The organism is Porphyrobacter sp. AAP60 (assembly GCF_001296025.1).
Lineage (GTDB): Bacteria > Pseudomonadota > Alphaproteobacteria > Sphingomonadales > Sphingomonadaceae > Erythrobacter.
Window position 1 is genome coordinate 18,304 of record NZ_LJHV01000003.1, and the last position, 24,069, is coordinate 42,372.

Below are 24,069 nucleotides of genomic sequence, written 5' to 3' on the forward strand. Positions count from 1 at the left end.
GCCGCGCCACTGTCGGCGCGGCAACCAAGGGGACAGGCATGATCGGGCGGACATTGATGGCATTGGCGGCAGCGCTGACAGCGGCGCCAGCGCTCGCCGACACGCCCCTGCCCATGAGCCAGACCGAACAGGCCGCCCCCGCCCTGCCCAGCATCCTTGCTCCGCGCGAGCGGGCCGACACCGAAAACCGCATTCTGGCGCAGCGGCTCGATACTGTGCTGCCCGCGATCATGCGCGAACAGGGGATCGACCTGTGGCTGCTGGTGACGCGTGAGTATTTCGAAGAGCCGGTGGTCGCTTCGATGCTCGATGCCGAGAACATGCACGCGCGCAGGCGCACCATCCTGATCCTGCACGATCCGGGCGAAGGCCAACCGATCGAACGCCTTACTGTCAGCCGCTATGGCCTTGGCGGATTGTTCGAGCCCGCTTGGAACCCGGATGAACAGCCCAATCAGTGGCAGGCGGTGGCCGACATCATTGCCGCGCGCAATCCGGCCAAGATCGCAATCAATTCGTCAGACCTCACCCAATTCGCCGATGGCATGACGCTGAGCCAGTATGATCGCTTCATGGCGAAGCTGCCGCCCGCGCTGCACGAACGGCTCGTCAGCGGGGAGGGGCTGGCAATCCGCTGGCTCGAAACCCGCACCCCTGCTGAAATGGACCTGTACCCCAGCATCGTGCGCACCGCCCACGCAGTGATCGCCGAGGCGTTTTCGCGGCAAGTGATCACGCCGGGCGTCACCAAGGCCGAGGACGTGCAATGGTGGTACCGTGACCGGCTGATGCAGCTGGGCCTTGAACCGTGGTTCCACCCCTCGGTTGCAATCCAGCGGCAGGGTACAAAGGGAATGCTGGAAGGCGCAGAAGTGATCCAGCCGGGCGATCTGCTGTGGACCGATTTCGGGATCACCTACCTGCGGCTCAATACCGATACGCAGCACCTGGCCTATGTGCTAAAGCCGGGCGAGACCGAGGCTCCGGCGGGCCTCCGCGCGGGCCTGGCGAACAGCAACCGGGTGCAGGATTTCCTCACCCGCGCCTTCAAAGTCGGGCGGTCTGGCAACGAGGTGCTGGCGATCGCGCGCGCAGATAGCATTGCTGCGGACCTCGATCCGTCGATCTACACCCACCCCATCGGCAGCCACGGCCACGGTGCGGGACCGAGCATCGGGTTCTGGGACAACCAGAACGCCGACCCGCGCGGCGGCGGGTTGATCAATGCGAACACGGCGTGGTCAATCGAGCTGACGTCCTATGCGGCAGTGCCCGAATGGGGCGGGCAGCGGGTCGATTTCCGCACGGAAGAGGACGCCTTCTTCGACGGCGAAACCGTGCGCTTCATCGACGGCCGCCAGACGGAGATCACGCTGATCGCGTCGGATTAGCGGCTGGAAGAACCAGAGCCGCGCGCATTGGTCTTCACGTGATACACGTCGGTCAGCGCGCTGATGTAAAGCTCCGACAGGTCAGCCCCGCCCCACGCAAGATTGGTGGCGCGTTTGGGCGTGGCGAGCCGTTCAATCACCGCGCCCTTGGCCGGATCGATCACACAGATACCGCCCGGACAAGTGGTGTAGACACGTCCCTCTGTATCGACCCGCACCCCGTCAACCCGTCCCGGCGTGCTGTCGTCAGTCACATCGACCACCAGCCGCTTGCCCGATGCGGTGCCATCGGCGGCAAGGTCATAGGCCCACAGCGTCTGGGTCGCGGTGTCGCCAACATACAGCACCGTTTCATCGGGCGAGAGCGCGAGGCCGTTGGGGCGGGACAGGGCATCGTCGATCAACACCATCTTGCCCGTCGCCTCATCAAGCGCGAACACCCCTGAAAAACCTACCTCGCTTGTCCGCTCGCCAAGGCCATAGGGCGGGTCGGTGAACAGGATCAGCCCGTCGCTGCGCACCACCACATCATTGGGGCTGTTGAGGCGCTTGCCCCGATACGTGTCCACGATCACCTGCCGCCCGCCTTCCGGCGTCCAGCGGGTAATCGCGCCGCTGCCGTGTTCGGCGTTGATGAGGCGGCCTTGCAGATCGAAGGTGTGGCCATTGGCATTCGCGCTGGGGGTGTAGAGCACCTGCGGCGCGGCATCGCCGGGCGTCATGACATAGACCGTATCGCCCGGAATATCGCTGAAAATGATCCGCGCTCCGTCCCACGCCGGGCCTTCGGTAAAGGTGTATCCGGTGGCGGCCAGTTCGAGGCTGTCGGGGATTAGGATGGTGTCAGCCGCAGCAGTCTCGTCCTGCGCCATCAACGAAGCGCCGATCATCGCGCAGGCCACAGCCACTGCCGCGATCAGAGCGACCTGCACCACCCTGCCCTTGCTACTGCCCATCATCCGTCCCTTGTCCATCTCGTCGCAAGCACACCGTGCCCCGTCGCGCCTGCCGATGCCAGCACTTTTGAGGGGAGCCACAAGGGTTGCATGAGGCCCGCTCGGGGGGCATTGGGGCGGCAGAGACAGGAGACCTATTTCCATGCGCCAGATCGACCACTTCATCGTCGGCGACAGCCCCGTGCCCACCCGCAAGCACGCCATCTGGAACCCCTCGACCGGCGAAGTGCAGGCCGAAGTTGCCCTGGGCGATGCTGCGCTGCTGGCCCGCGCGGTGGAAACGGCCAAGCGCGTCCAGCCCGCGTGGGCCGCCACCAACCCCCAGCGCCGCGCACGGGTGATGTTCGCTTTCAAGGAATTGGTCGAAGCGAACATGCAGAGCCTTGCCGAAATGCTCTCGTCCGAGCACGGCAAGACCGTGCCCGATGCGCGCGGCGATGTGCAGCGCGGGCTGGAAGTGATCGAATATGCCTGCGGGTTGCCGCAGATCATGAAGGGTGAATATACCCACGGCGCCGGGCCGGGCATTGATGTTTACTCGGTGCGCCAGCCGCTCGGCATCGGGGTCGGCATCACGCCGTTCAACTTTCCGGCGATGATCCCGATGTGGATGTTCGGCATGGCGTGTGCTGCGGGCAATGCCTTCATCCTCAAGCCTTCGGAACGCGATCCTTCAGTGCCGGTGCGGCTGGCCGAACTGTTCCTTGAAGCCGGCGCGCCCGAGGGGCTGCTGCAAGTCGTCCACGGTGACAAGGAAATGGTCGACGCAATCCTCGATCACCCCGATATCGCCGCGATCAGCTTCGTCGGAAGCTCCGACATCGCGCAATATATCTACGCGCGCGGCACGGCGAACAACAAGCGGGTGCAGGCGTTTGGCGGGGCGAAGAACCACGGGATCGTGCTGCCCGATGCCGATCTCGATCAGGTGGTCAACGACTTGACCGGCGCGGCCTTCGGCTCGGCAGGCGAACGCTGCATGGCGCTGCCGGTGGTGGTGCCGGTGGGCGAGGAGACGGCGGAGCGGCTGAAGGAAAAGCTGCTCAAGTCGATCGCCGCCCTGCGCATCGGCGTGTCGAACGATCCCGACGCGGATTACGGCCCGGTGGTCACGCCCGAACACAAGGCGCGGATCGAACAGTGGATCACCACCGCCGAGGAAGAGGGCGCAGAGATCGTCGTCGACGGGCGCGGCTTCACGTTGCAGGGCCACGAGAAAGGCTTCTTCGTCGGCCCGACGCTGATCGATCATGTCACCCCGCAGATGACATCCTATCAGGAAGAAATCTTCGGCCCCGTGCTTCAGATCGTGCGGGCCAAGGACTTCGAGGAAGCCGTGCGCCTGCCGAGCGAGCATCAATATGGCAACGGCGTCGCGATCTTCACCCGCAACGGCCACGCCGCGCGCGAATTTGCCGCGCGGGTCAATGTCGGCATGGTCGGCATCAACGTGCCGATCCCCGTGCCGGTCGCCTATCACTCCTTCGGCGGGTGGAAGCGTTCCGGCTTCGGCGATATCGACCAGTATGGCACCGAGGGCCTGCGGTTCTGGACCAAGAACAAGAAGATCACCCAGCGCTGGCCCGATGGCGGCGGAGACGGATCGAACGCCTTCGTCATCCCGACGATGGGGTAAGGCGGCGCAAAACGCCCGCCCTGCATCAACGACAATACTGCAACACCTTCAGCTTATCTTGCGCAAAGCACGTTCTGGCGACTTGGAAATGTCATAAAGTCTCGCCTATGTGTCGAAACCATGGAGAGTTGCAGAAAAGTCACCGCGCTCGTCCTCGCGGGTAAGCGCGCGGGCGTGCTGGATCCACTGGCAGCGCGCGCAGGGGTGGCGCAAAAGGCGGTCGTGCCGATCAACGGTGTCCCGATGATCGAGCGGGTGGTGCGGCAGGTCGCTGCTTGCGACGCGGTAGATGCGATCCGGATCGTCGCGCATGAACGGGATGAAATCGCCGCGCTGCCCACGATTGCCGCGCTGGCGCAGAAAAACCGTCTGACAATTGTCGAGGGACGTCACAATCTGGTCGACAGTGTGGTCGGCGCAGTCGACGGTGCGGCCTTTCCGGTGATGATCACCACCGCTGACAACTGCCTTGTCACCCCCGATGGCTATGCCGAGTTCATTGCGGGGTGTCTTGCCGCCGGGGCAGAGGGCGCCGCTGGCCTTGCCCGCAAGGAAGATGTGCAAGCCGCCGATCCGCAGGGGCAACAGCGCTTTTACAAGTTCCGCGACGGCGGCTATTCCAATTGCAACCTGTATTGGCTGGGCAACACCAAGGCCGTGTCGGCGGCCGAGATCTGGCGCGAAGGCGGGCAGTTCGTGAAATTCCCGCGCCGCATCATCAAGGCGTTTGGCCTGCTCAACCTGCTGCGGTTCTGGCTTGGTAATGGCACCAAGGAAAAGCTGTTCGCGCAGATTTCCCGCCGGTTCGGCCTGCGGCTGGTGCCGGTGGTGCTGTCGGACGGGCATTTTGCCATCGACGTGGACAATGAAACGACCTATGCGGTGACCGAGAAAATCCTCAAGCAACGCGAAGGCGACGGGGCAACCGCGCCATTGCGCGCAGCCCGATAGGCTACCGACAGCACGCGCTATCCGATGAAGCAGATATTTGCCAATATGGGCTGGCTGCTCGGAGGCCGCGGGTTCAACGCAGTGTTAAGCCTGGTGTATCTCGCCATCGCCGCGCGCACGCTGGGCACCGAAGGCTTTGGCCACTTTGCGCTGATCATCGCGCTGGGGCAGGCGATCACCGGCTTTTCCAGCTTCCAGACCTGGCAGTTCATCGTACGCTGGGGAGCCGATCCCGATCAGCCCGGCGTCGATCTCCAGCGGGCGCGCGAGGCGACCGGGTTTGCGGTTGCGCTTGACGGGGTCTCGATCATCGTCGGCACGTTCGCCTCGGTGGCGCTGGTGCTGACGGCGCCCCTATGGCTCGATGTGCCGACCGATCTGATGTGGCTGACCTTCGGCTATTGCGTGATCTCCTTGCTGTCGATCCGCACCACACCGACAGGGATGCTGCGGCTTCATTCCGAATATGGCAAGGCGACCTGGGCCGAAGCCGTGCAGCCGATCATCCGCACCACCGGCGCGGGATTGGCGCTGTGGCTAATGCCCGATGTGACCGGTTTCATCCTGGCCTTCGCCGCGTCAGAGATCGCCACCGCGATCGCCCTGTGGATCGTCGCCGCGCGCGTGCAGCCGGTGCCGCTGTCCTCGGTCAGCCTGCGCGCCATTCCGTCGCGCCACAAGGATGCCTGGAAGTTTGTGCTGTCCACCAATATGTCTGGCAGCCTTGCGGTGGCGGGCAAGCAGGTGATGATCCTGCTGGTGGGCACCTTCGGCGGGGCCTATCTTGCAGGCGGCTTCCGCATCGCCAACCAGCTGGGCGTGGCGCTGATTGCGCTGGCGCAGACGATCTCCAAGGCGATCCTGCCCGAACTGGTGCAATCGCGCGAAACCGCGGTCGATATCGCCCGGCGGATGGCGAACATCGCCGCGATTGCCGGGGTGACGGCGGTGGTCACCGCGATCCTGTTCGGCCGCCCCGGCCTTGCCCTTGTCGCCGGCGAACAGTTCACCGGATTTTACTGGGCGATGATCATTCTCAGCATCGCTGGCGCGGTGGAACTGGTCGGCGCGAGTCTTGAATCGCTGTTGATCTCGGCCGGCAAGGCGCACGTCGCCTTCCTCGTCCGGCTATTCCCGACAGTGCTTGCGCTGGTGATGCTGGAAGCGGCGATCGGCTGGAAGGGCGCGCAGGGGGCAGGGTTTGCATTGCTGGGATCGAGCGTGCTGACCGTGGTCGGGTTCTATCTGGCGATTTTGAACCTGAAGCAGTTCCGGATCGTGGTGGTGCCGGACGAACAGGGGGCGGACACGGGGCCCGCCCCTCCCAAGAAATAGGTCAGTCCCGTTCGCCCTGAGCTTGTCGAAGGACTGCACTTCTTTTCTGCGGTCAGCGTTGACCTCAAGAAAAGACGGCCCTTCGACAAGCTCAGGGCGAACGGGGAACGTTGTCGCCTACCCCTCGTAAGCCAGCTTGGGCTTCCGCGCCGCGGCCGTTTCATCAAGCCTGCGCCGGGGTGCATAGTAAGGCGCCTGCTTCAGCGCCTCGTCCCCTGCCAGTGCCCGTTCCACCACCGCGCGGAAGGCAGTGATGAACTGGTCGATCGCCGCCTTGCTCTCCGTCTCGGTCGGCTCGACCAGCATTGCGCCGTGGACGACCAGCGGGAAATACACCGTCATCGGGTGGTAGCCTTCGTCGATCAGGCCCTTGGCGACATCCAGCGTCGACAAGCCTCCGCCGAAATCCTTGTCGCCGAACAGTGCCTCGTGCATGCACGGGCCGCTGTCAGCGAAGGGCGCGTGGAGAATGTCTTCCATGGAACGCAGGATGTAATTGGCGTTGAGCACCGCGTCCTCGGCCACCTGCTTCAGCCCGTCCGCGCCGTGGCTGAGCATATAGGTGAGCGCGCGGGTGAACATGCCCATCTGCCCGTGGAACGCGGTCATCCGCCCGAAAGTCGGCCCGCGTTCCTCGCGGTTTTCTTCCTCGACAAGATAAAATTCGCCCGCATCATTCTTGCGTACGAAAGGCAGCGGGGCATAGGGCGCCAGCGCTTCGGACAAGACCACCGGCCCAGACCCCGGTCCGCCGCCGCCGTGCGGGGTGGAGAAGGTCTTGTGCAGGTTGATATGCATCGCATCCACACCCAGATCGCCGGGGCGCACCTTGCCGACGATGGCGTTGAAGTTCGCCCCGTCGCAATAGACATATCCGCCCGCCGCGTGGACCGCATCGGCGATTTCGCGGAAGTCCTTTTCGAACAAGCCGCAGGTGTTGGGATTGGTGATCATCACCGCCGCGACATCGGGGCCAAGGCGGGCCTTCAGCGCCGCCACATCGACGCGGCCTTCGGGCGTGGCGGGAATATCCTCCACGCGGTAGTTGGCGAAAGCTGCAGTGGCAGGGTTGGTGCCGTGGGCGCTCTCGGGCACCAGCACCACCTCGCGCGCATCGCCGCGGGCTTCGTGCGCGGCGCGGATCGCAAGGATGCCGCACAGCTCGCCATGCGCGCCGGCCTTGGGGCTCATCGCCACAGCGGGCATCCCGGTGAGCGTGCACAGCCAATGGCCAAGCTGGTGGACGACTTCCAGCGCGCCCTGCACCGTCGATTGCGGCGCGAGCGGGTGGATATCGGCAAAGCCCGGCAGCCGTGCGACCTTCTCATTGAGGCGCGGGTTGTGCTTCATCGTGCAGCTGCCCAGCGGGAAAAAGCCGAGGTCGATCCCGTAGTTCTGGCGGCTGAGGCGCGTGTAATGGCGCACGGTTTCCGGCTCGGTCAGTCCGACGAGGCCGATGGGTTCGCTGCGCGCCAAGCCACCGAGGCGCGAGGGCGCAGCGGGATCAAGCGGCGGCAGATCGACACCGGTCACATCCTTGCGGCCGATTTCGAACAGCAGCGGTTCTTCCAGCATCAGCGCGCGGTTGCCGGTGGTGGTGGCGGGGCCGTTGTGCATCCCGTCTTCGGAGAGTTCCATTGCGGGCTTCCAGCCGCTCTTGTTGGGGGCGTTCATTGGACGGACTCCTTGATGCTGGCTTCAAGCTCGCAGGCGAGGCGCTCGATATCATCCTCGGTGGTGGTTTCTGTCACGGCGACAAGCAGTGCGTGTTCCAGCGCTGCGACACCGGGATAAAGCCTGCCCAGCGATACGCCGCCCAGCACGCCGCGATCCGCCAAATCGCGCACGATTTCGCGCGCAGGCTTGCCGCCGAGCATCAGGGTAAACTCGTTGAAAAAGCTGTTGTTGAGCACTTCCACACCGGGCACATTGGCAAGCCGGTCGGCAGCAAGGCAGGCCAGACGGTGGTTTTCAGCGGCAAGTTCGCGCAGGCCGCGCTCGCCCAGCAGCGTCATGTGAACGCTGAAGGCCAGCGCGCACAGGCCGGAATTGGTGCAGATGTTGCTGGTCGCCTTTTCGCGCCGGATGTGCTGTTCGCGGGTGGAAAGCGTGAGCACGAAGCCGCGCTTGCCCTCGGCATCGGTGGTCTCACCGCACAGCCGCCCCGGCATCTGGCGCACATGCTTGGGATCGCGCACCGCGAACAGGCCGAGGTATGGCCCGCCGAATTGCAGGCCGACGCCCAGCGATTGCCCTTCGCCCACCACGATATCGGCGCCCATCTCTCCGGGCGATTTGCACGCGCCCAGGGCCACAGGTTCGGTGTTCACCACCACCAGTAACGCGCCCCTGGCGTGGGCGGCTTCGGCCACCGGGGTCAGATCGCTGATGCGGCCCAGAATATCGGGATATTGCACCACCACGCAGGCGGTATCATCATCGATGCGGGCGATCAGACCACCCAGATCGGGCTCGGCGGTGATTGCGGGCATGGCATCGGCAATGGTGTCACCGGTGAATTTAGCCATGGTCTTGACCACTTCGGCATAATGCGGATGCAGCGCGCCCGACAGCACGGCGCGGCTGCGGCGGGTAACGCGGGTGGCCATCGCCACCGCCTCCCAGCACGCGGTCGACCCATCATAGAGCGAGGCATTCGCCACCGCGCAGCCATACAGACGCGCAACCTGCGTCTGGAACTCGAACAGCATCTGCAAGGTGCCCTGCGCGATTTCCGGCTGGTACGGCGTGTAGGCGGTCAGAAACTCGCCGCGCTGGATAATCGTATCGACGCTGGCGGGCACGTGATGGCGGTAAGCGCCTGCACCGAGGAAGAACGGCACATCGCCCGCCGCCATGTTCTTCGCAGCCAATGCCTTCATGTGACGTTCGACGGCCATCTCGCCTGCGTGCATCGGCAGGCCGCGGATCGGGCCATCCAGCCGGGCGACTTCGGGAACGTCGACAAAAAGATCGTCCACTGTGGCCGCGCCGATTTTCGCCAGCATGGCTTGCCGGTCGGTGTCTGTGAGAGGAAGGTAGCGCATGGGTCTGGGTTGTCCGTGGCTGGTGGTGGTAAGGTCAGGCGGGAGAGGGTGCGGCGCGCAATTGCGCCAGATCGGCAAGCGCCCCGGCAAAACGCGCAGGGCCAGTGTGGGTGGTGCGCAGCCACGGGGCGAGCCAGATGCGATAGCCCGCATCGCGCACGCGGCGGCAGAAGGCATAATCATCGGACAGCAGGTGCCCGGTGTCAGGATCGATCATCGGCTGGAACAGCGCGGTCAGATGATCGCCGGAAATCCCGCTGTCGCGGTCAAGCTGGTCGGCGGCGTAACGCAGTTCTGGATGGGCCGTACACAACGCCTCGATCACATCGCGGCGGATGATCATGAGGCCTGTGCCAACCCGCGCCAGTTCCAGCGGTTCATCCAGCCGGAAGCCCGCCTGCGGATCGAGCGCGTCCAATGTGAACACGCCCGAATAGCGCTCCAGCGCCGCCGCATCGCTCTGCCCCAGCCCCTTTGCCGCCGCCGCAGCGACTGTGCCCCAGTTGATCCGCCGCTTGGGACACGGCGCGCCGACCACGGCGAGGCGATCATCGCCCTGCATCCGGGCCACAAGATCAAGCAGCGCCTCCGGCTCGAACCCGATATCGCCATCGATGAACACCAGATGGGTCGCATCCGATTGCAGGAAGGCGGCGGCCAGCACATTGCGCGCCCGGTCAATCGCGGCATTGTTGCTGAGCCAGGCGAAGCTGCACGCCACATTGGCACGCTCCGCCGCGCCCGTCAGGCCCACCACGCTGCGCAGGTAATCGGCCTCGGCCCCGCCATACAGCGGGGTCGCGACCATCAACCGGCACACGCGCGTGATCGTGACGGGCGGCGTCTGCGTCATAGTGCTTCGATGAATGCCTTGTAGGCTTCTTCGTCCATCAGCTTGTCCAGCTCGGATTCGGCGGCGATGGTCATCTTGAAGAACCAGCCATCTTCCTCGGGGCTGGAATTGACCAGCGAGGGGTCTTCTTCCAGCGCGGGGTTCACCTCGGTGATCTCGCCGGTGATCGGGGCGTAGACATCGGACGCGGCCTTGACGCTTTCGACCACGGCAGCATCCTTGCCCTGCTCGATCATCGCGCCGACTTCGGGCAGTTCGACGAACACGATGTCGCCCAACTGGCCTTGCGCAAAATCGGTGATCCCGACGGTGGCGATATCGTCTTCGACATCGATCCATTCATGTTCTTCGGTGAAATAGCGCGTCATGGTTCAGCTCCCTCTGAAATAGCGGTGGGGGACAAAAGGTGTGGGGGTGACGGTGGCGGAAAGGCGCTTGCCCCGCACTTCGACTTCGATCGCAGTGCCGGGCGCGGCGTGGGCGGCGGCGACATAGGCCATGGCGATGGGCGCGCCCAATGTGGGCGAAAACCCGCCGCTGGTGACGGTTCCGATGTGGTCATCGCCTGCGAAAACTTCCGCGCCTTCGCGGGCGGGCAGGCGGCCATCGAGCCTGAGTCCGACCCATTTGCGCCGGGTACCTTCAGCGATCTCGCGGATGATCCGGTCTGCGCCGGGGAAGCCGCCTTCACTGCGGCGGCGCTTGTTGATGCCGAAGATCAGCCCCGCCTCGATGGGCGAGGTTTCGGGCGACATGTCGTGGCCATAAAGCGGCAGCCCGGCTTCGAGCCGCAGCGAATCCCGCGCACCAAGGCCGATGGGCTTCACTTCGGGTTCGCCGCAAAGCAGGTCAGCGATTTCGGCGGCGGCTGCGGCGGGAAGCGAGATTTCGAACCCGTCCTCGCCGGTGTAGCCCGCCCGCGCAATCGTGACCTCGTGGCCAGCGATCGTAAACAGTCCGAACCGCATAAAGGTCAAAGCACTCAACGGATACTTGCCGTCAGCATGGCGCGCCAGTGCGTCCGCCGCCTTCGGCCCCTGCAAGGCCAGCAGCGCACGATCATCAAGATGGTTGAGCGTGATATCATCGGGCAGCGCTTCACGCAGCGTGCCGATATCATCCCACTTGGTTGCGCCATTGACCACCAGATAAAGTGCATCGGGCCAGCGCGAGACCATCAGATCATCCAGCACGCCCCCGTCTTCATCCAGCAGCAGCGAATAACGCTGCTGGCCGAGTTTCAGCGTGGAAAGGTCAATCGGCAGCACCGCTTCGACCGCAGCATCCAGACCGGGGCCGGACAGCAGCAACTGGCCCATGTGGCTGACATCGAACAGGCCCACATTCTCCCGCGTCCACGTGTGCTCGGCCACGATCCCCTCGTATTGAATGGGCATTTCGTAGCCTGCGAAAGGCACCATCCGCGCACCCTTCGCCCGGTGCCACGCATCCAGCGGCAAGGGATCGAGCGGCAGGTCTTCGAGGTGGTCTTCGGTGTCGTGGTCGGTCATCAGGGGCACCCGGCAAGCAGAAACAGCAGTCCAGCGATGCGCGATGGCACCGCCACGATACTGCCCCCTCTGTCGGGTGGACCTGAGAGCTTCGGTGCAATCGCCAACGCGGCGCGGCACCTCCCCTTCGGTGGCCCCGGACTTTCATCCGGGACGCTTTCCAGAGTGTCATGCAGCCGAGCGGTCCGTTGGCCTGAGAGTTTCCGGGGCGGTTGCTCCTTCGGCGCCTTTGCCCCCTTGCGAAGGCATCGGGCTCTCCCGCTCGCCTGCCCGCCGCAGAATCGCTCCTGCGGTGGAAGACATCGCCGCGATGCTTGATTTGCTGCACCGCGTCAATCGGGCGAAGCGCGCAAGGACGGGGGAAAACGCATTTGCACTCGCCTGCGCGGCTGAATAGACACGGCAGCGGGCATGAACCTCACCGAAATCTATCTGATCGCACTAACGATCATCTTTGCCGCGCCGTGGCTGGTGTGGCGCGTGCTGCGCACCGATTACTGGGCGCCGCTGGTGGTGGTGCAGATCGTGGGTGGCATTCTGCTCGGCCCCGGCGTGCTGGGGGCGGTGTTCCCCGACTATTATGCCTTCGTGTTCCGCCCCGATGTGATCATCGCACTGAACGGCGTCGCATGGTGGGCGGTAATGCTGTTCGTGTGGATCGCGGGGATCGAGCTTGATCTGTCCGCTGCGTGGAAGAACCGCGGCGAGACGGGGCTGACAGCGGGGCTGGCTTTGGGCATGCCTCTGCTGGCAGGCACTATCGCCGCCGCGATCATCCTGCAATTCCCCGGCTGGCGCGGTGCGGAGGGCCAATATTGGCAGGTGCTGCTCGGCATCGGCATGGCCTGCGCGGTGACGGCGCTTCCCATCCTTGTCCTGTTGATGGAAAAGCTTGGCATCCTGCGCGAGGCGATCGGCCAGCGCATCCTGCGCTACGCCAGCTTGGATGATATTGCGATCTGGGGCGTGCTGGCGATCATCCTGCTCGATTGGGAGCGGATCGGGCGGCAGGCGGTGTTCCTTGTGGGTTTTGCACTGGCGGCTTGGGCGGTGCGCTGGCTGATGGCTCGGCTATCTGAGAATGACCGTTGGCCGGTCGGTCTGATCTGGCTGGCGCTGTGCGGGCTGGCGGGTGACTGGTCGGGTCTGCACTACATGGTCGGCGCGTTTCTGGCGGGCGTGGTGCTGGATGCCAAGTGGTTCGGGCACGAGGCGATGGACCGGTTCCGCAACGTGGTGCTGCTGACGGTGATGCCGGTGTTCTTCCTTTCCACCGGCCTGCGCACCCAATGGGAGGGCGGCGGGCTGGCGGTGTTCGCGGTGGCAGCGCTGCTGCTGCTTGCGGCAGTGGGGGGCAAGCTGATCGGCGTCCATATCGCCGGACGGTTGCTCGGATGGAGCCGCTCCGAGGCGAGCCTGATCGGCTGGCTGCTCCAGACCAAGGCGCTGATCATGATCATCTTTGCAAACATCCTGCTCGACAAGACGATCATCACCCCGACGACCTTCACCGCGCTGTTGCTGATGGCGGTGGGCAGCACCATGCTGACCGTGCCGCTGGCAACGCCCTTACTGAAGAAGCTGGGGGAGCGGGTGCAGGCGGAGGCTTAATTCTCGGTCGGCAGGTGAATGTTGGCCAGCCACGGGAACGCGCGCCGCATCAATGCCACCTCGCGCGGGTCGGCAGCGGCGGTTTCGACCTCACCCTGTGGCGGCGGAACCTGCGTGGTGAAATAGGCCACGCCCTGACCGTCCTCCATCGAAAACCACAGGCCGGAACGCAGGCCATAGGCCTCGCCCCCGTGGCCGATGCGCTCGCGGCCATCCCCGAACAGGTCATCACGGCAAGGCGGCGCATCAACCAGCCCATAGGTTCCAAGGCCATACCCGCAGAAGTCCGGCGATGTCTGTTCCGGCGACGAATGGTTCGCATTGTTGATCATGGCATAAATCCAGACCTCGAACGCACGGTCGGACAGAAATTGGTTGCGCTCCAATTGCACGAGCGCCTGCCCGATCTTCGCCAGATCGACCATCCCGATCCGCACGCCGCCCTGCGGGCTGAAGATCGAGGCATTGGTGCCGGGGACATAGGCATCGAGATCGCACGCCTGCCCGTCCGCCACAGGCATCGTACAGGCGGGCGGCAGGTCGTCCGGACTATCGCGGGCGATTTCGCCCGTATCGCGGTAGAGCGTCACCGCCCGCGCCTGCATATCGGCATCGCAGACGATCCAGTTGAGGCACGCCTTGACCCCCAGCGGCGCGAACACCAGCCGTTCGACCAGCCGGTCATACCGCTCGCCCGAAGCCCTCTCAAGCACCGTCGCCACCAGCGGCGAGCCGAGATTGGCATATTCGAACGCCGCCCGGCCCGATGGCCCGGCATCGCGCCACGCTGCCGGGTCGGCGAATTTCGCCGCGAGGCTTTCACCCAGCGGGATGATGTAACCCGCCTTGTCGCTCAGCCCTGCGCGGTGTGACAGCAGGTGCGCCAGCGTCACCGGCGCATCGGGGTGGTGAGGCGATCGCACCTGCCAGCCGAGATAGTCCGATACATCGCGGCTCAGATCAACCTTGCCTTCGTCCATCAGCCTGAGCGCGGTCAGCGCCATGATCAGCTTGGAAATGCTGGCGATCCGCACCGGATCATTGGCCTCGACAGGGCGGCCCGAATTCCTGCTCGCCAGCCCCTCGACGATCAGCGGCTCGATGCTCTCGCGGTCGAAGAAGACCACAACCGTCGCGGGCGGAGGCGCTGATTCCTGCGCGGCGGCGGGCGCGGCAACGAGCACAAGGGCTGCGGCGAGGCGGCGGATCATGCCGCGCATCATCGCTTTTGCGGCGCTGGCGTCAATCGAGATTCGGCCGCAGCCAGCGTTCTGCCGTGGCAATATCGATCCCGCGCCGCGCCGCGTAATCCTCAAGCTGGTCGCGGCCCACGCGGGCGACGCCGAAATACTGGCTTTCGGGGTGGCCGAAATAGAAGCCCGAAACCGCCGCCGTCGGCCACATTGCGAAGCTTTCGGTCAGTGTCAGGCCGGTGTTGGTCGGCGCATCAAGCAGGTCGAACAGGATCGGCTTCAACGAGTGATCGGGGCACGCCGGGTATCCCGGCGCGGGGCGAATACCGCGATATTGCTCCTTGATCAGCGCTTCGCAGGTCAGTTGCTCACCGGGAGCATAGCCCCACAAAGTGGTGCGGACGTGTTGGTGCAGCGCCTCGGCAAAGGCCTCGGCAAAACGGTCGGCCAGCGCTTTCAGCAAGATATCGGAATAATCGTCCTTGTCGGCCTGAAAGCGCGCCGAGTGCGGGTCGATCCCGTGAATGCCAACCGCAAAGCCGCCGATCCAGTCACCGTTCGGGTCAATGAAATCGGCAAGGCACATATTGGCGCGGTCGCGGCTTTTCTTCACCTGCTGGCGCAGGAACGGCAAGCGGATGTGCTCTTCGGTCTCGGGCAGGTGGATGGTCACATCATCCCCGTCCCGCGCGCAGGGCCACAGACCTGCCACGCCGCGTGCGGTCAGCCATTTTTCGGCGATGATCTGGTCGAGCATCGCGTTGGCATCGGCGAAAAGCTGGGTCGCGGTCTCGCCCACCACCTCGTCTGTCAGGATCGCGGGATAATTGCCGTGGAGTTCCCAGGCGCGGAAGAACGGCGTCCAGTCGATGAAGGTGCGCAGGTGCGCCAGATCCCAGTCGGGGAATACGTGCACGCCGGGCTGTTCGGGCGGGGCGGGCTTGTCGGACAGATAAGCGTCGTAAAAATTCGCCCGCGCATCATCAATGCTGAGCAGCACGCTCTGCGACTTGCCGGCCCGCGCATCGCGGACGTGGATGTATTCGTCCTCGACCTGCGCGACATATTCGTCGCGCTGGGTATCGGACAACAGCTTTGACGCCACGCCGACAGCGCGGCTCGCATCAAGCACGTGGATCACCGGGCCTTCATAAGCCGGATCGATGCGCAGCGCGGTGTGCACCTTGGACGTGGTCGCCCCGCCGATCAGCAGCGGCATGGTCATGCCGGCTCGCTGCATTTCCTCGGCGACGGTCACCATTTCATCCAGCGAGGGGGTGATGAGGCCCGACAGCCCGATCATGTCGGCCTTGTTGTCATTGGCGGAGGCGAGGATCGTGGGCCACGGCACCATGACGCCCAGATCGATCACGTCATAGCCATTGCACTGGAGCACCACGCCGACGATGTTCTTGCCGATGTCGTGCACATCGCCCTTCACCGTCGCCATGATGATCTTGCCCTTGGCCTTGCGCTCTTCCTCGGGCAGCAGGTCTTTCTCAGCCTCGATATAGGGGATGAGGTGGGCGACCGCCTTCTTCATCACGCGGGCGGATTTGACCACCTGCGGCAGGAACATCTTGCCAGAACCGAACAGGTCTCCGACGACGTTCATGCCGTCCATCAGCGGGCCCTCGATCACCTCGATCGGGCGGCCACCGGCTTCGGCGATGGCGGCGCGCATGATTTCGGTGTCATCCACGATATGCGCGTCGATGCCCTTGACCAGCGCATGTTCGAGCCGCTTTTCCACCGCCCAGCCGCGCCATTCCTCGGCAGCCTTCTCGTCAGCGACCGATTTGCCCTTGAAGCTTTCGGCCAGCGTGATCAGGCGTTCCGTCGCTTCAGGATCGCGGTTGAGGATTACGTCCTCGCAGGCATCGCGCAGCGCGGGGTCGATCTGGTCGTAAACGTCGAGTTGCCCAGCGTTGACGATCGCCATGTCGAGCCCGGCGGGGATCGCGTGGTAGAGGAAAACCGAATGCATCGCGCGGCGCACGGTTTCGTTGCCGCGGAAGCTGAAGCTGAGGTTCGAAAGTCCGCCCGAATAATGCGCGTGGGGGCACAGCTCGCGCAGTTCCTTCACCGCTTCGATGAAGTCGACGCCGTAATTATTGTGTTCCTCGATGCCCGTCGCCACCGCGAAGATGTTGGGGTCGAAGATGATATCTTCGGGCGGGAATCCCTCTGCCACCAGCAAATCATAGGCGCGCTTGCAGATTTCGACCTTGCGCTGCTTGGTATCGGCCTGCCCGACCGTATCGAAGGCCATCACCACCACCGCTGCGCCATAATCCATGCAGATGCGGGCGTGTTCGAGAAAGGCTTCCTCGCCTTCCTTCATGCTGATCGAGTTCACAATCGGCTTGCCGGAAACGCATTTCAGCCCGGCCTCGATCACATGGAATTTCGATGAGTCGATCATCACCGGCACGCGGGCGATGTCCGGCTCGGCCGCGATCAGTTTCAGGAACGTCGTCATCGCGTGGACCGCGTCGAGCAGCCCTTCGTCCATGTTGACATCGATCACCTGCGCGCCGTTTTCGACCTGCTGGCGCGCGACCTCGACCGCTGCCGGGTAATCGCCCGCCATGATCAGCTTCTTGAACGCGGCGCTGCCGGTGACGTTGGTGCGTTCACCGATGTTGATGAAGCGCGCGGAGGTGGAGGGTTGGGTCACGGTTTCAGTTCTCTGTTTCCGTTCGCCTCGAGCGAAGTCGAGAGGTCTTGCACAAGTGTCTCGACTTCGCTCGACACGAACGGGATTGGGTTCTTTACGCAGCGATGAACGCCTCAAGCCCGGCCAGCCGCATGGCAGGCTCGGGCGAAGGCACAACGCGCGGCGCGGACTTGGATACCGCATTGGCAATCGCCGCGATGTGGTCGGGGGTCGATCCGCAGCATCCGCCGAGGATGTTGACCTGCCCGTGATCGGCCCAGTCGGCGACCAGCCCCGCAGTCGTCTCGGGCGCTTCGTCATATTCGCCGAGTTCGTTGGGGAGCCCTGCGTTGGGGTAAATCATCAGCAGCGCGTCCGCGATCTGCGAGAGCACCTTCACGTGCGGACGCAATTGTTCTGCGCCGAAGCTGCAATTCAGCCCGATGGTCAGCGGCCTGGCATGGCGCACCGCGTACCAAAAGGCTTCTACCGTGTGGCCCGAAAGGTTGCGGCCCGAAAGATCGGTCAGCGTCATCGAGATCATCAACGGGATATCCTTGCCCGTTTCTCGCTCCAGCTGCTTGACCGCCATGATCCCGGCCTTGGCGTTCAGGGTATCGAACACCGTTTCGATCAGGATAAAATCGCAGCCACCTTCGATCAGCGCTTCGGCCTGTTCCTTGTACACCGCGACAAGTTCGTCGAAGTCGATCTCGCGGAAGCCCGGGTCTTCGACATCGGGACTGAGGGACAGCGTCTTGTTGGTCGGCCCGATCGCGCCCGCAACGAAGCGCGGACGACCGTCCTTTGCCTCATATTCTTCGGCAAGCTTGCGCGCGATCTGGCCGCTGGCGACGTTGATATCGCGCACCAGACCTTCGGCATCGTAATCGGCCTGGCTGATGCGGTTGGCGGAGAAGGTGTTGGTCGACACCACATCCGATCCTGCGTCGAAATAGGCGCGAGTGATGTCGGTGATCACGTCCGGGCGGGTCAGCGCCAGAATATCATTGTTGCCCTTCTGGTCGGCCGGCAGCCCCAGATTACCCGCGTAATCCGCTTCGCTCAGCTTGCGGTTCTGGATCTGCGTGCCGAACGCGCCATCGAAAATCAGCACGCGCTTGGCTGCTGCATCGAGCAATTGCTGGCGCGCGTTCATGCGGTTTCTCCGACGGGACGCTTGCCCAGCAGGTGGCAGATTGCATAGGCCAGATCAGGGCGGTTCAAGGTGTAAAAGTGGAAATCGCGCACCCCGCCTGCATACAACCGGCGGCACAGTTCCGCGGCGATGGTCGCGGCAACCAGCTGGCGTGCGGCAGGCTGTTCATCCAACCCTTCGAACAAACCGTCCATCCATGCCGGGATTGCAGCTCCGCAAGCACCTGCAAATTTCCGCGCCTGCGCCACATTGGTGACAGGCAATATACCGGGCAGGATCGGCGCATCGATCCCTGCCGCAGCGCACTTGTCGCGAAACGCGAAGAAGGTTTCGGCCGAGAAGAAGAACTGGCTGATCGCGCGGCTGGCGCCTGCATCCAGCTTGCGCTTGAGATTGTCGATGTCCGCCTGCGGGCAATCGGCATCGGGGTGGGTTTCGGGATAGGCGGCCACCGAGATATCGAAATCGGCAATGCCTTTCAGCCCGGCGACCAGTTCAGCAGCGCTGGCATAGCCATCGGGGTGCGGCGTGAAGGGCGCGCCGGGCTCGCCCGCGTCCCCGCGCAGGGCGACGATGTGGCGCACGCCTGCTTCCCAGTATTGTTCGGCCACCTCGCGGATTTCCGCCTTGGATGCCGCGACACAGGTGAGGTGCGCGGCGGCAGGCAGGCCCGCCTCGCCAATGATCCGCGCAACCGTAGCGTGGGTGCGTTCCCGCGTCGATCCGCCCGCACCATATGTAACCGAGACAAAGCTGGGCCCAAGCGGCTTCAGCCGCGTCACCGCATCCCACAATTGCGCTTCCATCTTTTCCGACTTCGGCGGGAAAAATTCGAAACTCACCGCAACATCGCCCGGCAAGCCGGAAAACAGCGGCGTGTCGGTGGCGGTGCGGTATTCGTGGAGTTGGTCAAGCGTCGGGGTCATCGGGCAGTTTCCAGAGCGGGGGTCTTGGCGGGGGTGGCTGGACTGGCGCGGCGTTTGCCGATCCAGATCTTGACGATCAGCTCTCCGCCTTCGAGCGCGATTGGCGCGCTGGCGGTAAACCCGGCGGCGCGCAGCAGTTCGGCCATCTGGCGGTCAGTAAAGCCGAGGCGCGCATGCTGATGGCGGGTGCGCAGTTCCTCGCGATCATGGCTGGCGAAATCGACAATCGCGATCCGCCCGCCGCCGCGCAGCACCCGGGCCGCCTCGGCCAGTGCCGGCGCGGGATCGGGTGCGAAGTGCAAGACCTGATGCAGCAGCACCGTATCGAAACTGGCGGGCGCGAAGGGCAGATCGGCAAAATCGCCCTGCACCAGTTCGATCCGGGCGGTGGGCAGATGTTGCAGTTTGGCCCGCGCCACGCGCAGCATTTCGAGGTTCTTGTCGAGCGCAACCACCCGTTCGGCGGTGCCGGCAAACAGTTCCGCCATGCGCCCGGTGCCGGTGCCGATATCCAGCACCGCGCCCAGCGGGCTATCGGCCAAAGCATCGGAAAGGCGGCGTTCAACCTCGGCATCAGGGCTGTGCAGCAGTCGCAATTCGTCCCATTCGCCGGCGTGACGGGCAAAGTAATGCTCCGCCGCGGTTACCCGCGCATCACGGATCGCGGCGAGTTTGCGCCGGTCGGCTTCGCAAACGGCGGCAAAGTCAGGCTCGGTCTGTTCGGCAATGGCGAGCAGGCGCTGGGTTGCATCGATCACCGGCGCCGCGCGTTCATCCGCTTCGGCCTGGCGCAGGAACACCCAGCTGCCTTCGCGGCGGCGCTCGGCAAGGCCAGCATCGCACAGGATGCCGACATGGCGCGACACGCGCGGCTGGCTTTGCCCCAGCACCTGCGCCAATTCGCCCACCGCCAGCTCCATCGTGCCCAGCAACCGCGCAATGCGCAGCCTGGTCGGATCGCCCAGCGCCTTGAAGATGTCCTCGATCACCATGGCTGGCATCATATAAAGATATTTTTATATGTGTAAATCGCCCGTGGCAGAAAGGCGTTCTATTCCAGCGCCAAGGCTTGCGCATAGTGATCGCGCAAAGTCTCGCTGCCGTATTCCGGGGTGAGATCAGCCGCGTATGCGCCGGTTGCAGGATCCAGCACCAGCATCGATTCGGTGGCGTAATAATGCGCAATGCGGGCGTACTCGGCCTTCTCGGCACACCAGCCCGAAATCCCGGCGCCAAGACCCAGTATGCGCCCCGCCCAGGTGAACATTTCGGGAGAAACGGATTTGAAGTGCGGCTCCTTGCCTGCCGCCGCGAACAGTAACAGCCCGGCATCGCGCAGGGAAATCGCCGGGCCGGGGCCGCCGATCGGCAGAATGCGGTTGGCAGCTTCGGGATTATCAATGCACCCGGCGACAAAGCGCGCCAGATCGCCATCGCTGATCGGCTTGCAGCGGGTACGGTTGCCGTCACCGAAGATCAGGAACGGCTTGCCCGCCTTGACCCGCTTTACCTGACCCGAAAGCGATTTAAAAAAGGCGGTTGGGCGGACGATGGTGTAGCCGATCCCGCTCGCCGCCAGTGCGGCTTCGAACTTGAGCTTGGCGTGCTGGAAGGCAAGCAAGGGCTTCTGCACGCAGATCGCGGAGAGCAGGATGAACTGCTGCGCACCTGCGGCCTGCGCCGCTTCCAGCAGGGCAAGGTTGGCACGGTAATCCACCGCCTCGGCATCCCTGGGCGCGCCGCTGCGCGATGCGATGCAGGATATCACCACCTCGGGCTGCGCCTTTGCGGCCATCATCGCAAGCTGCGCCGGATCGGCCAGCGCCGCGCGGGTCAGTGCGGTGACCGTGTGGCCATCAGCCCCCAATTGCCGCGCCACCGCCGCACCGATTGTCCCGCTCGCTCCGGCAAGCAGGATACGGCGCGGGCGGATTGGGGCGTGTGTCATGCCCGCACCCTAGCGCGCGCAGAGTGGAGGCAAAAGTAGGAGTTGCCGCTGCGCCCCTTCTCGGCCAGCGTTACGCCCGGCTGATGATGGGAGAGCACAGCAATGCAGGCCGATTTTGATCTGGTGATCCGCGGCGGCACGATTGCCGACGGGACAGGGCGCGATCTGATCGATGGCGACATTGCGATTGCCGGCGGGCGGGTTGCCGCCATCGGCAAGGTCAGCGGGCGCGGGGCCGAGGAGATCGACGCCAAAGGCCGCATCGTCACCCCGGGCTTCATCGATGTTCACACCCACTACGACGGCCAATGCATCTGGGCCGAGGAGCTTTCCCCTTCATCCTCGCACGGCGTCACCACCGCCGTGATGGGCAATTGCGGCGTCGGCTTTGCGCCCTGCCGCAAGGCCGATCACGACATGCTGATCAACGTGATGGAGGGGGTGGAAGACATCCCCGGCATCGTCATGACCGAAGGCCTGCCGTGGGACTGGGAAACCTTCCCCGAATATCTCGACACGGTCGCCGCCGGAAAGCGCGATATCGATATCGCCGCCTATCTGCCGCATTCACCCTTGAGGGTCTATGCGATGGGGGAACGCGGCGGGGCCCGCGAGGTTGCCACCCAAGACGATCTCGCGCTGATGCGCCGCCTCACGGCAGAGGCGATGCGCGCGGGGGCAATCGGCTTTGCGACCTCGCGGCTCAGCATCCACAAGACTGCCGATGGCGATGCCATCCCGACTTTCGATACCGATATTGCCGAACTGGAAGCGATCACCCGCGGCATGGCCGATGCGGGCGCGGGTACATTCCAGGTGGTGCTCGATGCCTTTGTCGGTTGGGACAAGGAATACCGCGTGATCGAGCGGGTGATCGCAGCCAGCGGCCGCCCGGCGACCTTCACGCTTGCTTCGGGCAACGACGCGCCCCCGCGCTGGCGGCGGGTGCTGGAAATGCTGGAGGCGACCAATGCGGCAGGCGGCATCGCCAACGCGCAGGTGATGCCGCGCCCGATCGGATTGATCGCGGGGCTGGAACTGACGGTGCACCCGTTCGTGCTGTGCCCGAGCTGGGCCAAGATCGCGCACCTCTCCATCCCCGAACAGGTCGCCGCGATGCGCGATCCCGCTTTGCGCGCTGCCCTGATCACCGAAGATTTCGCCCCCGGTCATCCCTTCAACGAGCTGGCGCGAAACTGGCGCTGGTTGTTCCCGCTCGACAATCCGCCCGATTACGCCCCGCCCGCGCACATGAGCATGGCAGGCCAAGCCGAGGCACGCGGCTGCACCCCGCAGGAAATCGCCTATGACCGGCTGCTGGAAACCGAAGGGCGCGGGCTGTTCCTCGCCGCGCTGGGCAATTATGAAAACGCCAGCCTGGCCAGCGCGCACGAAATGCTGCGTCATCCGCACTGCGTGCCCGGCCTGGGCGATGGCGGCGCGCATTACGGCGCGATCTGCGATGCCAGCTATTCGACCTATCTGCTGACCCAGTTCGTGCAGAAGCAGGGCGAATTGTCGCTGGGCCTTGCCGAGGCGGTGCATATGCTCGGGGCGAAGGCCGCGCGGGCGGTGGGCCTGAATGATCGCGGGACACTGCACGTCGGCGGGCGGGCCGATTGCAACGTGATCGACCTCGGTGGCCTGACGCTGCACCTGCCCGAAGTGGTGCGCGATCTGCCCGCCGGCGGCCGCCGCCTGCACCAGCGCGCCACCGGCTACGAGGCGACGATCGTGGCGGGCGAAGTCATCCGCCGCTTCGACCAGTCAACCGGAGCGCGGCCCGGCAAACTGATCCGCGGTGCGGGTTACCAGACGGCAGCCTAACGCCCGCCCGTCACGTACAGACACTGCCCCGTGATCCAGCTGGCCGCAGGCGAAGCCATGAAGACGACCGCGGCGGCGATATCCTCGGGCGCGCCATAGCGGCCCAGCGGAATGCCGATCATGCCCAGCAGTTTCTCGCGCTTCTCGTCGGTGTCGGTGCCCATGCATTCATCAAAATTCTCGGTCGGCACCGGGCCGGGCGCGACCGCATTGACTCTGATCTTCGGCGCCACCTCGACCGCGAGCGTGGTGGTCAGGCTGTTCACCGCTGCCTTGGCCGCGCCATAGGGCCCGTTCTTGACCTGCGGGCCAAAGGCGGACCGCGACGAGATATTGACGATCGCCCCGCCCGCATCGGCCATATGCCGCGCGGCGACGCTCGATCCCATCCACACCGCCTTGAGGTTGAGCGCGATCTGCGCGTCAAAATTCTCCTCCGGCGTGCGGGTGAGATAGCGCGGGGTTGCATCGGGGATGCCGCCGGCATTGTTGACCCAGATGGTCAGCTTGCCGAATGCGGCAATGGTTGCCTGCGCCAGCTGTTCCAGCGCAGCGCCATCGGTCGCATCGGTCGCCAGCGGCAGGGCGCGGCGGCCCAGTGCCTCGATTTCCTGCGCCACGCCATCAAGATCAGCCTGCGTGCGCGCGGCCAGTGCGACATCGGCACCTGCCTCGGCCAGAGCAATCGCAATCGCCCGCCCGATCCCCTTGCCCGCGCCGGTGACCACCGCCACTTCGCCATCGAGCCGAAACCGATCCAGAATCGCCATAAGGCCCCCTTGCGCCGCATGATTGCCACCCGGAACCTAAGGCCAGCACGCCGGGGCAACACTGACGCTTCAGATAGGCTGTCGCCGCAGCGCCATACCCGCTGCAATCAGACACAGGCTGCCCACTGCGGTATTGCATCACAAGGCGCAAAGCCAACCGGTTCCTTGAGTTTTTCATGGAAATTTGCTGGTGCCGCTTACAGGATTCGAACCTGTGACCCCATCATTACGAATGATGTGCTCTACCGACTGAGCTAAAGCGGCACTCTGCCCGCTGCCCTAATTCGCGTGGGAAG

The 24,069-nt window shown here is 64.4% G+C and carries 19 protein-coding genes, 1 tRNA gene and 1 riboswitch; of the genes, 6 read left to right on the top strand and 14 right to left on the bottom strand.

Annotated elements, in window-relative coordinates:
* Positions 1 to 38: 38 nt before the first annotated feature.
* Positions 39 to 1,391, top strand: coding sequence for a M24 family metallopeptidase (locus tag IP79_RS04285; protein WP_054118111.1), 1,353 nt, complete (start codon positions 39 to 41; stop codon positions 1,389 to 1,391).
* Here IP79_RS04285 and IP79_RS04290 read toward each other — a convergent pair.
* A complete protein-coding gene (locus IP79_RS04290) occupies positions 1,388 to 2,350 on the bottom strand; it encodes an SMP-30/gluconolactonase/LRE family protein (RefSeq protein ID WP_197273739.1) in 963 nt (320 codons plus the stop codon). The two genes, IP79_RS04285 and IP79_RS04290, sit on opposite strands and share 4 nt — an antisense overlap.
* A 139-nt stretch (positions 2,351 to 2,489) precedes the next feature.
* On the opposite strand from IP79_RS04290, the gene IP79_RS04295 reads away from it, so the two are divergent.
* The 3 genes from IP79_RS04295 (at position 2,490) to IP79_RS04305 (ending at position 6,269) form a co-directional block, all read left to right on the top strand.
* Positions 2,490 to 3,983: a CoA-acylating methylmalonate-semialdehyde dehydrogenase gene (locus IP79_RS04295; protein ID WP_054118047.1), complete on the top strand. Its 1,494-nt coding sequence runs from the start codon at positions 2,490 to 2,492 to the stop codon at positions 3,981 to 3,983.
* A gap of 120 nt (positions 3,984 to 4,103) precedes the next feature.
* On the top strand, positions 4,104 to 4,934 hold the full coding sequence (locus IP79_RS04300; RefSeq protein WP_054118048.1) for an NTP transferase domain-containing protein: 831 nt from the start codon (positions 4,104 to 4,106) through the stop codon (positions 4,932 to 4,934).
* A gap of 24 nt (positions 4,935 to 4,958) precedes the next feature.
* Entirely contained in the window at positions 4,959 to 6,269 is a 1,311-nt protein-coding gene (locus tag IP79_RS04305) for a lipopolysaccharide biosynthesis protein (RefSeq protein WP_054118049.1), read from the top strand.
* A gap of 117 nt (positions 6,270 to 6,386) precedes the next feature.
* Here the strand turns inward: IP79_RS04305 and gcvPB are convergent, their stop codons facing one another.
* The 5 genes from gcvPB to gcvT are packed head-to-tail and all read right to left on the bottom strand — an operon-like array spanning position 6,387 to position 11,680.
* Entirely contained in the window at positions 6,387 to 7,943 is a 1,557-nt protein-coding gene (gene gcvPB, locus IP79_RS04310) for an aminomethyl-transferring glycine dehydrogenase subunit GcvPB (protein ID WP_054118050.1), read from the bottom strand.
* Entirely contained in the window at positions 7,940 to 9,316 is a 1,377-nt protein-coding gene (gene gcvPA / locus IP79_RS04315) for an aminomethyl-transferring glycine dehydrogenase subunit GcvPA (protein ID WP_054118051.1), read from the bottom strand. The genes gcvPB and gcvPA overlap by 4 nt, the downstream gene beginning before the upstream one ends.
* A 34-nt stretch (positions 9,317 to 9,350) precedes the next feature.
* Positions 9,351 to 10,169 carry a hypothetical protein gene (locus tag IP79_RS04320; protein ID WP_054118052.1) on the bottom strand — a complete coding sequence of 273 codons (819 nt, stop codon included), beginning with the start codon at positions 10,167 to 10,169 and terminating at the stop codon, positions 9,351 to 9,353.
* On the bottom strand, positions 10,166 to 10,537 hold the full coding sequence (gene gcvH / locus IP79_RS04325) for a glycine cleavage system protein GcvH (protein ID WP_054118053.1): 372 nt from the start codon (positions 10,535 to 10,537) through the stop codon (positions 10,166 to 10,168). The genes IP79_RS04320 and gcvH overlap by 4 nt, the downstream gene beginning before the upstream one ends.
* Positions 10,538 to 10,540: 3 nt before the next feature.
* Entirely contained in the window at positions 10,541 to 11,680 is a 1,140-nt protein-coding gene (gene gcvT, locus IP79_RS04330; RefSeq protein ID WP_054118054.1) for a glycine cleavage system aminomethyltransferase GcvT, read from the bottom strand.
* Between the two features lie 171 nt (positions 11,681 to 11,851).
* A riboswitch (glycine riboswitch) is annotated at positions 11,852 to 11,951 on the bottom strand.
* A gap of 140 nt (positions 11,952 to 12,091) precedes the next feature.
* Here gcvT and IP79_RS04335 point away from each other — a divergent pair.
* Positions 12,092 to 13,291 carry a cation:proton antiporter gene (locus IP79_RS04335; RefSeq protein ID WP_054118055.1) on the top strand — a complete coding sequence of 400 codons (1,200 nt, stop codon included), beginning with the start codon at positions 12,092 to 12,094 and terminating at the stop codon, positions 13,289 to 13,291.
* Here the strand turns inward: IP79_RS04335 and IP79_RS04340 are convergent.
* The 6 genes from IP79_RS04340 to IP79_RS04365 form a co-directional block, all read right to left on the bottom strand.
* Positions 13,288 to 14,502, bottom strand: a complete 1,215-nt coding sequence (locus IP79_RS04340; RefSeq protein ID WP_082337017.1) for a serine hydrolase domain-containing protein — start codon at positions 14,500 to 14,502, stop codon at positions 13,288 to 13,290. The genes IP79_RS04335 and IP79_RS04340 overlap by 4 nt on opposite strands.
* Positions 14,503 to 14,533: 31 nt before the next feature.
* A complete protein-coding gene (metH, locus tag IP79_RS04345) occupies positions 14,534 to 17,164 on the bottom strand; it encodes a methionine synthase (protein WP_054118056.1) in 2,631 nt (876 codons plus the stop codon).
* Between the two features lie 94 nt (positions 17,165 to 17,258).
* On the bottom strand, positions 17,259 to 18,302 hold the full coding sequence (locus IP79_RS04350) for a homocysteine S-methyltransferase family protein (RefSeq protein WP_054118057.1): 1,044 nt from the start codon (positions 18,300 to 18,302) through the stop codon (positions 17,259 to 17,261).
* Positions 18,299 to 19,228, bottom strand: a complete 930-nt coding sequence (metF, locus tag IP79_RS04355) for a methylenetetrahydrofolate reductase [NAD(P)H] (protein ID WP_054118058.1) — start codon at positions 19,226 to 19,228, stop codon at positions 18,299 to 18,301. Before metF ends, IP79_RS04350 begins: the two co-directional genes overlap by 4 nt.
* Complete coding sequence (locus tag IP79_RS04360) at positions 19,225 to 20,220, bottom strand: ArsR/SmtB family transcription factor (protein ID WP_082337018.1); 996 nt, start codon at positions 20,218 to 20,220, stop codon at positions 19,225 to 19,227. Before IP79_RS04360 ends, metF begins: the two co-directional genes overlap by 4 nt.
* Before the next feature lie 59 nt (positions 20,221 to 20,279).
* The gene (locus tag IP79_RS04365) at positions 20,280 to 21,176 is read right to left on the bottom strand and encodes an NAD(P)H-binding protein (RefSeq protein WP_054118060.1); all 897 of its coding nucleotides are present in this window, start codon (positions 21,174 to 21,176) and stop codon (positions 20,280 to 20,282) included.
* 102 nt (positions 21,177 to 21,278) lie between these two features.
* On the opposite strand from IP79_RS04365, the gene IP79_RS04370 reads away from it, so the two are divergent.
* Positions 21,279 to 23,003: an N-acyl-D-amino-acid deacylase family protein gene (locus tag IP79_RS04370; RefSeq protein WP_054118061.1), complete on the top strand. Its 1,725-nt coding sequence runs from the start codon at positions 21,279 to 21,281 to the stop codon at positions 23,001 to 23,003.
* On the opposite strand, the gene IP79_RS04375 is transcribed toward IP79_RS04370, so the two are convergent.
* Entirely contained in the window at positions 23,000 to 23,773 is a 774-nt protein-coding gene (locus tag IP79_RS04375) for an SDR family NAD(P)-dependent oxidoreductase (RefSeq protein WP_054118062.1), read from the bottom strand. The two genes, IP79_RS04370 and IP79_RS04375, sit on opposite strands and share 4 nt — an antisense overlap.
* A 188-nt stretch (positions 23,774 to 23,961) precedes the next feature.
* Positions 23,962 to 24,037 (bottom strand) — tRNA-Thr (locus tag IP79_RS04380).
* Positions 24,038 to 24,069 lie beyond the last annotated feature (32 nt).